Below are 12,131 nucleotides of genomic sequence, written 5' to 3' on the forward strand. Positions count from 1 at the left end.
GATTATGGGTGTAGATACAAACGTAAGATATTCAGATAAAGATTTAGCTGAATTCAAAAAGCTTATTCAGGAGAAAATTGATAAAGCTCAGCACGATTTAGAACTTATCAAAAGTGCTTATATGAATGACCATAACAATGGTACAGACGATACCTCTCCTACATTTAAAGCTTTTGAAGAGGGAAGTGAAACCATGAGTAAGGAAGCCAATTCGCAATTGGCAATTAGACAAGAAAAATTTATTCGCGATTTAAAAAACGCCCTTATTCGTATTGAAAATAAGACCTATGGTATTTGCCGTGTTACTAAAAAGCTAATAAGTAAAGAACGTTTAAAGTTAGTGCCTCATGCCACTTTGAGTATCGAAGCAAAAAACATGCAATAAGCATTCTGCTACTATAAATCTAAACGCTTCGATATAAATTGGAGCGTTTTTTGTTTTTATGAGAACAGTTATTCTTTTCCTTTTTTTATCAGGTCATCTATTTGCCCAAAAAATAATCCAAGAACAAATAGATGCCTCACAAATAACTACGGTTTCTATTTCTGGAGACGGGATGTTTAAGATAAATATATCAACCCAAAAAACCAATGTTGCGGACGTAACTTTAAATATTGAAGGTGAGAATTTTGAACAAGTTATTCTTCAAGCTTATAGGAAACACGATACACTGTTTTTGGGAAGTGCATACCAACCTTTATTTACACCTCCAGATGATAAGTTAAGTGCCCATAAAAAAATATCAATAGAACTAACTATGGTAATTCCGGAACATTTGGCGGTTGATACATCGAGTGATATAGCTTCTGTTTTTGTAAATGGAATATACGAAAACTTAATAGCCCAATTACTAAATGGGCATTTTAATGCAACGGCTTTTTCAGGCAACTTATTGGTTAATACGTTGCACGGAAATATAGATGTAAATACTAATGCCGCTGAATTAAACTTAAAATCAAAAAACGGTAGTATTAAACAGCAGACCATTAATAATGGAATAAATAAAATAACGCTGCATACTGTTAATGGAAATATAAGCGTAACAAAAACCCAATAATATTTCTATTTTAGCGCGAAACAAAATCAACATGTCCCTAAAAAAATCCGTTTTATGTATTGTTATCGTTTTACTTATTGACCAAATAAGTAAAATATATATTAAAACCCATTTTGTTTTAGGAGAAGATGTTGAAGTATTTTCTTGGTTTAAACTCTATTTTGTGGAAAACGATGGTATGGCTTGGGGAACAAAAATTAGTGATTTTATTTCTTTTATAAGTGATCGTACCGCAAAGATATGTTTAACGGTTTTTAGAATTGTAGCTATTTGTGGTATAGGGTATTGGCTTTATGATGCCACAAAAAAACAAAGTTCAAGAGTATTGATTTGGGCTATAGCATTAATATTCGCTGGTGCATTGGGAAATATAATTGACTCGGTATTTTATGGTGTGTTATTTAATGACAGTCATGGGCAAGTTGCTTCTTTTTTATCTCCAGATGGTGGTTACGATACCTTACTACATGGTAAAGTTGTAGATATGTTATATTTTCCACTATGGAAGGGCTATTTACCCGAATGGTTACCATTTTATGGTGGTAAATATTTTACCTTTTTCGAACCAGTTTTTAATATAGCCGATGTAGCTATAAGCTCTGGATTTGGCCTTTTAATAGTGTTTAATAAAAGGGCATTTAAAGGGAATCAAAATTCGTAGATATTTTTTGGTGTTACACAATAATCCAAAGGAATATCGGTATCAATAATACCTTCTATAGTTTCTTCTGGTTCAAAAAATGACAACCCTATTTTTATGATTTCAGGTTTACACTGACTTAAAAACACATCGTAAAACCCTTTGCCGTAACCTACGCGATTTCCTCTCTTATCGTAAGCCAAAAGCGGTATAAAAGCAATATCAATTTCATTGTGTGCTATCTCTATTCCGTCAACCGGCTCTGGAACGTTAAAATTACTTTTCTTAATAACAGTCGAATCGGTCAATAAATAGTTGATCATAGATAAAGATTTTAATACCGTTTTAGAAACCACAATGTGTTTGTCTTTTCCAGATAAAATATTCAATATAAAATCGGTATTAACTTCTTTAAATTCTGGTATCGTTAAAAAAGTATGGTAGTACGATACATTCCAAATAGGTAATTTTAAAAGGTTATTGGCAATTTTCAGGCTTAAATCGTCAACAGTGTTAATGGTTAGTTCAGAGCGTAATGCTTTGTATTTTTTTCGTAGTTCGGTTTTGGTCATTTTAATGCTGTGGTTATGTTAAATAGAGCATCGCCTTGATAGACAATAGGCGATTCGTTTACATTAATAACATAACCTGTATGAGCCGCTTTCACAAAATGATTAAACTTACCGTAGGGGTCTGTTATGTTTCCAATAATATCATCTTTTTCGACTCGAGAGTTGATAGCTACTGAAGCCTTGAACATACCAGAATAATTTGCGCGTTGCCATTTACTTTGGGTAATAAACACACAATCTTTTTTAGGCGCTGAAACCTTAAATTTTGAATTTAGCATACCAAAATGATGTAGGATACGCTTGGCACCATTAACGCCTGTGTTGGTAACAGTAGCATCTATATGGTATGATTTTCCACCTTCAAAAAGTAGCATGGGAACACCTAATTTATAACAGGTATTTCTAAATGATTTTTTAAGGTTTTTAGAATACAAAACAAAAGGGGCGCCAAAAGATTTAGCCCAAGCATCTAATTTGGGGTTATTTTTTGCTATCCTAATTTGAGGGGCATTAAAACGTCCAGAACCACCTGTGTGAAAGTCTATTGCAAAATCAACTTGAGTAACTACTTCATTTACCAGTTTATAGGCAACGCGGCTTGCTAATGACCCTCTTTTAATTCCAGGGAAAACACGGTTTAAATCGCGTCCATCAGGGAATTCACGTTTCATATTAATAAACCCAAATATATTAATAACAGGAATGCAAATAATGGTGCCGCATTTGGGTTTGTTAATGCCCTTGGCAATTATTTGTCTCACGATTTCAACACCATTAACTTCATCACCATGAATACCAGCAGTAAATAAAATTGTTGGGCCAGGTTTTTTTGATCGCTCAACAATTATAGGGACATCAATGGTAGATGTAGTATGTAATTTTGCCACATCAAAGTTTAGTTCGTAGCTTTTGCCTGGTAAAATACGTGTTCCTAAAATAGTGATGGGTTTTGCTGGCATGGCGCTACTTGTTTCGTTCGATAAAAGTAATAATTGCTCTAGCTATATTTTTATGAGTTGCACCTTCTATACCTTCTAAACCTGGAGTGGAATTGACCTCTAACAATAGAGGGCCTCTAGCAGATTGAAGCATGTCAACACCGCAAACGGGAAGTTTTAAAGCACGCGAAGCGTTCATGGCCAAACGTAATTCATCTTCATTTAATTTAATAATGTTAGCTTTTCCACCTCTATGTAAGTTAGATCGGAATTCACCGTCTTTACCCTGCCGTTTCATTGCGCCAACAACTTGTCCGTCAACAATTAGTGCGCGAATATCGGCACCTTTTGCTTCTTTAATAAATTCTTGAACAATTACTCTTGCCTCCAAACCATTAAAAGCTTCCAATACTGATTCGGCAGCATTTTTGGTTTCGGCTAAAACAACACCTAAACCCTGGGTTCCCTCAAGTAATTTAATAATTACGGGAACACCACCTACATGCTCTATAACTTCTTCAACATCACGGGAATAATTGGTGAATACCGTTTTTGGCATACCAATTCCAGCTTTACTTAAACGCTGTAAACTACGAAGTTTGTCACGTGAGCGCTGAATAGCATCAGAAGTACAAATGGTAAAGACATTCATCATTTCAAACTGTCTGACTACCGCACAACCATAAAAGGTTACCGATGCCCCAATTCTAGGAATAATAGCATCAACATAATCCAAATAACGGTCTTTGTAATAAATTGTAGGTTTCTCCTTTTCTATGATAATATCACATTTTAAAGGATCAATCACTTCCATTTTATGATTGCGTTTTTCACCTTCTTCAACTAAACGCTGCGTAGAGTACAGATTTGGATTTCTGGAAAGAATAACAATATTCATGATTGCTTTTTGTTAAATGAAATATTTTGTTCGTCAACATCTACCAGAAATTTTTTGTTCAAAAACTGTCTGCCAATAAGAACAGGAAACTTCATATCATCCCGAGTGCTTAAAGTTAAGTTAATCTTATATGTTTTTCCAAAGAATATCACTTCAGATTTAATTTTAAATCTATTTTCTTTATAACCATTACTACTTTTTACATCGGTTCTGGAATATTGCTTGAACACAACCTCCTTGCCACTAAAGTTTGGGTGTCCTTTGCTATAGAATGTACATTTAAGCCCTGTTTCTTCTTCAAGAATTTGAGAACAGTGAATGGCCGATGTATAGGCACCAGTATCTATTTTGGCATCAATGTTATATAAATCCAATTTTGGAAAGTCAACTTTGTCAACGCGTCCAATAATTTGTTTTGTCATTAAAGTTTTTTTAAAAAAGCGGCGAAAGGTAGTAAATAGAATGTTCTAAAAATATACTTTTATTATAAATCTTTACGGTTAATTAATCTGCTAAAAAATAGAAATAATTACCTTTGAGGGAATGCCTAAAACCGAGTTGGACATACAATTAAAAACTCTGCCGAACGAACCTGGTGTGTATCAGTATTTCGATAAGGAAGGTAATATTCTATATGTTGGCAAAGCCAAAAATTTAAAAAAGCGGGTTAGTTCTTATTTCACTAAACAACACGATAGTGGTAAAACCCGTGTTTTAGTAAAAAAAATTGCAGACATTAAACATATTGTGGTCAATACCGAAACAGATGCGCTTTTACTTGAAAACAACTTAATAAAAAAGCATAGACCACGTTACAATGTATTGCTTAAAGACGATAAATCCTATCCATGGATTTGTATAAAAAAGGAACGTTTTCCTCGTGTATTTTCTACGCGACGTGTCATTAAAGATGGCTCTGAGTATTTTGGCCCTTACACGAGTATGAAAACGGTTTCAACCCTGTTAGAATTGATACGAGGCTTATTTTTACTGCGAACCTGTAATTACGATCTGTCGCAAGAAAAAATTGACGCCGGAAAATATAAAGTTTGTTTGGAGTACCATTTAGGAAATTGCAAAGGCCCTTGTGAAGGTCTAGAAACTGAAGCGGAATATCACAGTAATATTGAATCGATTAGAGAGATTTTAAAAGGAAATTTTAAATCGTCGCTTAATCAGTTTAAAGCTCAAATGAAAGCTTTTGCAGTAGATATGCAATTTGAAGACGCGCAAAGAATTAAGGAAAAGATAGATGTTTTAGAAAACTATCAAGCCAAGTCTACAATTGTAAACCCAAAAATTAGTAATGTAGATGTATTTTCAATAGTGACAGATGAAAGTTATGCATACATCAATTTTTTACAACTGTCCTACGGTTCAATTATTCGTTCGCACACATTGGAAATCAAAAAGAAATTGGATGAAACCGATAAGGAGCTTTTGGAGTTGGCCATTACCGAAATTAGACAACGATTTCACTCAAACTCCAAAGAAATTTATGTGCCTTTTAAAGTGGATTTGGGAGAAGATGTAAAAGTAACAGTGCCCAAATTGGGCGATAAAAAACGAATTTTAGAACTATCGGTTCGCAACGCTAAATATTACAGATTAGAACAATTAAAACAGGTTAAAATTGTAGATCCTGATCGCCATACCAATAGAGTTATGGCCCAAATGAAGGTTGATTTACGTCTATCTGAAGAACCACGACATATTGAATGTTTTGATAATTCCAACATACAAGGAACAAATCCGGTTGCGGCTTGTGTGGTGTTTAAAAATGGTAAACCCTCAAAAAAGGATTACAGACATTTTAATATTAAAACGGTTGAAGGCCCTGACGATTTTGCTTCTATGGAAGAAGTCGTTTACAGGCGCTATAAAAGACTGTTGGATGAAAATCAACCATTGCCACAACTCATTATCATTGATGGCGGAAAAGGACAATTGTCTTCAGCTTTAAAAAGCCTTGATGCACTCGATTTAAGGGGTAAAATAGCGATTATCGGAATTGCGAAGCGTTTAGAAGAATTATTTTATCCAGACGATCCAATTCCATTATATTTAGATAAGAAAAGTGAAACGCTCAAGATTATTCAGCAATTGCGTAATGAAGCACACCGATTTGGTATTGAGCACCATAGAAATAAAAGAAGTAAAAGTGCGTTAAATACCGAGTTGGAAACCATTCCGGGAATAGGCGAAAAAACTGTTGTTGAATTACTAAAACAATTTAAATCAGTAAAACGAATATCCATTGCAAGTTTAACAGATTTAGAGGCTGTTGTGGGATTGTCAAGAGCACAAAAAATACACGCATATTACAACAATAAATGAAGCGACTCATTTTAGGCATATTATTCGTTTTTTCATGCTTTGGTTTTTCCCAAGAAGACCTGAAAGGCGATCCTAAAGTTGGGTTAGTTTTAAGTGGAGGTGGCGCAAAAGGCTTGGCTCATATAGGGGCTTTAAAAGTCATTGATAGTTTAGGAATACGTGTGGATTATGTTGCAGGAACTAGCATGGGAGCTATAGTTGGAGCCTTATATGCTTCAGGGTATTCGGGTAATGAAATAGATTCTATATTTAAAGACGTAGATTTTGACAAAATTATAAATGATAACTTACCACGAGCGTCAAAAACATTTTATGAACGTGATAATTCTGAAAAATATGCAGTTTCATTACCGTTTGATAAATTCAAATTGGCATTGCCTTCTGGTCTGTCGCGAGGGCAAAATACGTTAAGCTTACTTTCAAAACTATTATTGCATGTAAGCAATGTCGACGATTTTAGTGAGCTTCCAATTCCTTTTTTTTGTATAGCAACCAATGTAGAAACAGGAGCGCCCGTAATTTTGGATAGTGGTAGTTTACCGCAAGCCATTGCTGCAAGTGGTGCATTTCCTTCTCTTTTTCAACCTGTTATTATAGACGATCAAATTCTTATTGATGGCGGTGTGGTCAATAACTATCCCATTGATGAGCTCAAGGCAAAAGGGTTAGACATTATTGTAGGGGTTGATGTTCAAGATGATTTGGCTACGCGAGAAGAATTAAAATCGGCACCAGATATTTTACTTCAAATTAATAACTATCGTACGATAAATGATATGAAAGTAAAATCTAAAAAAACAGATATTTACATTAAACCTGATATTAGGGATTATACGGTTGTATCGTTTAGCGAAGGTAGAAGCATAATTGAGCAGGGGTTTGTAGCCGCACAAAAAAAACAAGATGCTCTTGAGAAAATAGCTGAAATGCAAGTCGAAAAACCTACTGAAAGAAAGCGAATCCAACCTATTAACCGTGTTAAGATCAGTACCATTATTGTTGAGGGTAATGAGCTTTATACACGATCGTATGTTTTGGGTAAAATAAAAATAAAATCTGATGAAGAAATTGATTATATAGATTTTGTTAGAGGTGTTAATAATTTAGCAGCCACCAATAACTTTGAAAGTGTAATTTATGACTTGAAACCTTCTAGAATAGACGATGAATATGATTTATATATCAAAGTTAAAGAAACACCAATTAGAACTTTTTTAAAGCTGGGAATTCATTATGACGATTTATACAAGTCTGCAGCACTGGTTAACTTAACCCGAAAGAAAATATTATTTAAAAATGATGTAGCCTCGTTAGACTTTATTGTAGGAGATCATATTCGTTACGACTTCAATTATTTTATAGACAAAGGATTTTATTGGAGTATAGGGATATACTCACGTTATAATCATTTTGAAAAAAACATACCATCGGCTACAATCCTAACAGAGCAACAACGCTCTGATTTTAACGTTAATAAAATTGATGTTGGATTAAGTGATTTTACAAATCAATTTTATGTGCAAACACTGTTCAGAAAAGATTTTGCCTTAACATTAGGAGGCGAGTATAAGCGGTTAAGAATATCAACCGAAACTTTTATTGAAGATTCGGAATCAGAAGAAACGGTATTTGAAAACAGTGATTTTGTCAGCGTCTTTGGAAAATTAAAATTAGACACCTATGATAATAAGTATTTTCCAAATGAAGGGTTTCTTTTTGATGGTGACTTCCATTTATATTTATACTCTTCAGATTTTAACAATACATTTTCAGAGTTTTCAATTGCAAAGGCTACAATAGGATATTCGTTAAGTTTTTGGTCTAAATTTTCAGCAAATATAACCGCTCAAGGTGGATTTAAAATAGGGGAAGACTCAACACAATCCCTAAACTTCGTTTTAGGAGGATATGGTGATAATCTTATAAACAATTTCACGCCATTTTTTGGGTACGACTATATCTCGCTACCAGGTAATAGTTTTGTAAAAGGCATGCTTACTTTAGACTACGAAGTATTTAAAAAGAACCATATTATTTTTAATGCTAATTATGCTAATGTAGAAGACAATATTTTTGAGACAGGTGAGTGGATAACAACCCCAGATTTTTCAGGTTACGCTATTGGATATTCGCTTGAAACATTTTTAGGGCCAATTGAAGGAAAGTATTCTTGGTCACCAGAAGCCAACAAGGGGTATTGGTTTTTTAATGTTGGGTTCTGGTTCTAATTATTGGTAATTAGAAACGCATTGTTTTAACCTGAAGTCTAATAAATTTTCACGATATTTGTAAAGAATGAAATCTATTTGGGAAAATTTATTAACCGTTTTAAAATTTCTAATTAAACGAAATCCTGAATGATAATTAGGTAAGTAATTATCACTGTAAATTTTTGTTTAATTATCAAATTAATATTGTCATGCCTTTTTATCATAAATTAGGGAAAATACCTTCAAAAAGACACATTCAATTCAGAAAACCAGATGGCAGCTTGTACTACGAGCAACTATTTGGAACCATTGGTTTTGATGGCATGTCTACCAACAGCTATCACGAACAGCGACCAACGCAAGTAAAAGCTATTAAAAATCAATACAGCGTTGCCCCAAAAGTTGCAAAAGCAAACAACATACAATCTTATAGGCTTCATGGATTTAAAGTACCGCAAATAAACGACTATTTAGAGAGTCGTAAAGTGGTTTTGACTAATAGTGACTGCAACATTATACTAGCAGCGCCAAAAGAGTCTACAGCAAACTATTTTTACAAGAATACAGATGCCGATGAGCTAATTTTCATCCATAGAGGCTCTGGAAAATTACGAACCATGCTTGGCAATTTAGATTTTAAGTATGGCGATTATTTATTAATTCCAAGGGGAATAATCTATAAACTGGATTTTGATACCGATGATAACCGCTTGTTTATCGTTGAATCGTATTCGCCAATTTACACACCAAAGCGTTATAGAAATTGGTTTGGACAATTACTTGAACATTCACCATTTTGTGAACGTGACATCAGGCAACCTTATGAGTTGGAAACCTATGATGAAAAAGGGGATTTTCTCATTAAAGTTAAAAAGCAAAACGATATTTTTGATATGGTTTATGCAACACATCCTTTCGATGTAGTTGGATACGATGGGTTTAATTACCCTTATGCCTTTTCAATACACGATTTCGAGCCTATAACGGGTCGTATTCACCAACCGCCACCAGTTCATCAAACTTTTGAAACCAATGCGTTTGTAGTTTGTAGTTTCGTTCCGCGTTTGTATGATTATCATCCCGAAGCTATTCCTGCACCATACAACCACAGCAATATAGACAGTGATGAGGTTTTATATTATGTAGATGGTGATTTTATGAGCCGTAATGACATTGATGCTGGTCATATTTCGTTACACCCTGCTGGGATACCTCATGGTCCCCATCCAGGGGCAACTGAACGCAGTATTGGAAAAGTTAAAACAGACGAGCTAGCAGTTATGGTGGACACCTTTAAACCCCTACAAGTTACAGAAGAAGCATTAAAAATAGCAGACGAAGATTATTTTAAATCTTGGTTGGAATAAAAAATAAATAACAATGAGTAAAGAAATAAAATCGGTAGAATACGGACTAGAAAAAATATTTGAAGGCGCTGAAGACTTTTTGCCCTTATTAGGAACAGATTATGTAGAGTTTTACGTTGGAAATGCCAAACAAGCAGCACATTTTTACAAAACTGCATTTGGCTTTCAATCTTATGCCTACAAAGGTTTGGAGACAGGTTCTAAAGAAGAAGTGAGTTATGTTTTAAAACAGGATAAAATCCGATTAGTTTTAACCACGCCTCTAACTAGTAAATCACCAATAAACAACCATATTGTAAAACATGGTGATGGTGTAAAAGTTATTGCGCTTTGGGTTGAAGACGCAAGAGCAGCTTACGAGGAAACCACAAAGCGTGGTGCCAAATCGTACATGGAGCCTACCGTTGAAAAGGACGAAAACGGTGAAGTGGTTCGTGCAGGAATATACACCTATGGAGAAACAGTTCATATGTTTGTAGAACGCAAAAATTATAAAGGACAATTTATGCCTGGATTTGTAAAATGGGAATCCGATTACAATCCAAAACCAACGGGCCTAAAATATATTGACCATATGGTTGGTAATGTTGGATGGGGAGAAATGAACACTTGGGTAAAGTGGTATGAGGATGTTATGGGGTTTGTTAATTTCTTGTCATTCGACGATAAACAAATTCACACCGAATATTCTGCACTAATGAGTAAAGTAATGAGTAACGGTAATGGTCGAATTAAATTCCCCATTAATGAGCCAGCTGAAGGTAAAAAGAAATCGCAAATTGAAGAATATCTTGATTTTTATGAAGGATCTGGAGTGCAGCATATTGCAGTAGCAACAGATGATATAATTACAACGGTATCAGATTTGCGTTCCCGAGGTGTTGAGTTTTTATCTACTCCACCAGAGGAATATTATAGAGCTGTTCCTGGTAGGCTTGATGAGTTTAGTCACGAGCTTCGTGAAGATATTGAAACCTTAAAGCGATTAGGAATTATGATTGATGCTGATGAAGAAGGGTATTTGTTGCAAATTTTCACAAAACCTGTCGAAGATAGACCCACCTTATTTTTTGAAATCATTCAACGTATGGGAGCACGGGGATTTGGAGCAGGAAACTTTAAGGCGTTGTTCGAGTCTATTGAGCGCGAGCAGGCAAAAAGAGGTACTTTATAACAAATATTTAACTAAAATGAATTTAAAAACTCTATCAATCATGCTGATAGAGTTTTTTTGTTTTATACTTTTGGAATAGTAATTGTATTTAGTGTAGAAAAACAATAATCTGCTATGCAAAAAGTTACAGTTACAAAACTAAAAAACATGAAAAAAAGCCTTCTTATTATTGCGATATTGTTTTGCGCACAAGTTTTATTTGCACAAAAGAGCGATTCGTATGATGTAGGCGAATGGTTTCGTTTTGAAATGAGCTATAGTGGCTGGATGAAAGCTGGAGAAGCAACATTAACAGTAAACGAAAGCGTGTATAAAAATAAACCCGTTTATCATATTGTTGGTAAAGGTTGGACAACAGGTGCGGTAAGTTGGTTTTTTGAGGTTGAAGATCGTTACGAAACATATATTGATAAGCGAACCAATATGCCTTATAAATTTATAAGGGACATAGATGAAGGTGGTCATACAAAAAATATCGAGATAGAGTTCGATCAAGATAAAAACAAAGCCTATGTGCACAATATAAAACACAATAGAAAAGCTGTTTTTGATACAGAACCCAACATTCAGGACATGGTATCAACATTCTATTATTTACGAAATAATTTAGATGTTCAAAGTTTGAAAATTGGCGATGAGGTATTTGTTAACATGTTTTTTGATGAGGAAAACTATGGTTTTAAATTGAAGTATTTAGGAGAAGAAGTGATAAAAACCGAATTTGGTAAAATGAATGCTTTAAAATTTAGACCTTATGTGATGGCAGGACGAGTTTTTAAGGAAGAAGAGAGTTTAACACTTTGGGTTTCCAATGACAAGAATAAAATTCCTTTACGAGTGAAAGCAGATTTGGCAGTAGGATCGTTAAGGGCCGATTTAGATGCCTTTAAAGGATTAAAACATCCTTTTAAAATTATTGTTGATAACTAACTAGTAT

General features: G+C 34.3%; 12 protein-coding genes. 8 read left to right on the top strand and 4 right to left on the bottom strand.

Annotated elements, in window-relative coordinates:
* The first annotated feature begins 4 nt into the window (after positions 1–4).
* Genes K7G76_RS01950 through K7G76_RS01960 form a run of 3 tightly spaced genes read left to right on the top strand, consistent with a single transcriptional unit; the run spans position 5 to position 1,719 of the window.
* Positions 5–385 (top strand): TraR/DksA family transcriptional regulator, encoded by a 381-nt coding sequence (locus K7G76_RS01950; RefSeq protein ID WP_223032519.1) that lies wholly within the window; start codon positions 5–7, stop codon positions 383–385.
* Between the two features lie 58 nt (positions 386–443).
* Positions 444–1,058: a DUF4097 family beta strand repeat-containing protein gene (locus K7G76_RS01955; protein ID WP_223032520.1), complete on the top strand. Its 615-nt coding sequence runs from the start codon at positions 444–446 to the stop codon at positions 1,056–1,058.
* 31 nt (positions 1,059–1,089) lie between these two features.
* Complete coding sequence (locus K7G76_RS01960; RefSeq protein ID WP_223032521.1) at positions 1,090–1,719, top strand: lipoprotein signal peptidase; 630 nt, start codon at positions 1,090–1,092, stop codon at positions 1,717–1,719.
* Here the strand turns inward: K7G76_RS01960 and K7G76_RS01965 are convergent.
* The 4 genes from K7G76_RS01965 to K7G76_RS01980 are packed head-to-tail and all read right to left on the bottom strand — an operon-like array spanning position 1,707 to position 4,528.
* A complete protein-coding gene (locus tag K7G76_RS01965) occupies positions 1,707–2,270 on the bottom strand; it encodes a 5-formyltetrahydrofolate cyclo-ligase (RefSeq protein WP_223032522.1) in 564 nt (187 codons plus the stop codon). The two genes, K7G76_RS01960 and K7G76_RS01965, sit on opposite strands and share 13 nt — an antisense overlap.
* On the bottom strand, positions 2,267–3,229 hold the full coding sequence (locus K7G76_RS01970; RefSeq protein WP_223032523.1) for a succinylglutamate desuccinylase/aspartoacylase family protein: 963 nt from the start codon (positions 3,227–3,229) through the stop codon (positions 2,267–2,269). Before K7G76_RS01970 ends, K7G76_RS01965 begins: the two co-directional genes overlap by 4 nt.
* Positions 3,230–3,233: 4 nt before the next feature.
* The gene (rimK, locus tag K7G76_RS01975; RefSeq protein WP_223032524.1) at positions 3,234–4,106 is read right to left on the bottom strand and encodes a 30S ribosomal protein S6--L-glutamate ligase; all 873 of its coding nucleotides are present in this window, start codon (positions 4,104–4,106) and stop codon (positions 3,234–3,236) included.
* Positions 4,103–4,528 (bottom strand): ATP-dependent zinc protease family protein, encoded by a 426-nt coding sequence (locus K7G76_RS01980; RefSeq protein ID WP_223032525.1) that lies wholly within the window; start codon positions 4,526–4,528, stop codon positions 4,103–4,105. Before K7G76_RS01980 ends, rimK begins: the two co-directional genes overlap by 4 nt.
* 121 nt (positions 4,529–4,649) lie before the next feature.
* On the opposite strand from K7G76_RS01980, the gene uvrC reads away from it, so the two are divergent.
* The 5 genes from uvrC (at position 4,650) to K7G76_RS02005 (ending at position 12,124) form a co-directional block, all read left to right on the top strand.
* Positions 4,650–6,443: an excinuclease ABC subunit UvrC gene (gene uvrC, locus K7G76_RS01985; protein WP_223032526.1), complete on the top strand. Its 1,794-nt coding sequence runs from the start codon at positions 4,650–4,652 to the stop codon at positions 6,441–6,443.
* Entirely contained in the window at positions 6,440–8,671 is a 2,232-nt protein-coding gene (locus K7G76_RS01990) for a patatin-like phospholipase family protein (RefSeq protein ID WP_223032527.1), read from the top strand. Before uvrC ends, K7G76_RS01990 begins: the two co-directional genes overlap by 4 nt.
* Positions 8,672–8,862: 191 nt before the next feature.
* Positions 8,863–10,020: a homogentisate 1,2-dioxygenase gene (locus K7G76_RS01995; RefSeq protein ID WP_223032528.1), complete on the top strand. Its 1,158-nt coding sequence runs from the start codon at positions 8,863–8,865 to the stop codon at positions 10,018–10,020.
* A 13-nt stretch (positions 10,021–10,033) separates the two neighbouring features.
* Positions 10,034–11,194 carry a 4-hydroxyphenylpyruvate dioxygenase gene (hppD, locus tag K7G76_RS02000; RefSeq protein ID WP_223032529.1) on the top strand — a complete coding sequence of 387 codons (1,161 nt, stop codon included), beginning with the start codon at positions 10,034–10,036 and terminating at the stop codon, positions 11,192–11,194.
* 147 nt (positions 11,195–11,341) lie between these two features.
* Positions 11,342–12,124: a DUF3108 domain-containing protein gene (locus tag K7G76_RS02005; RefSeq protein ID WP_223032530.1), complete on the top strand. Its 783-nt coding sequence runs from the start codon at positions 11,342–11,344 to the stop codon at positions 12,122–12,124.
* Positions 12,125–12,131 lie beyond the last annotated feature (7 nt).

Origin of the sequence: Hanstruepera marina (assembly GCF_019880635.1) — a bacterium.
In the GTDB taxonomy this organism is placed as follows: Bacteria; Bacteroidota; Bacteroidia; order Flavobacteriales; family Flavobacteriaceae; genus Hanstruepera; species Hanstruepera marina.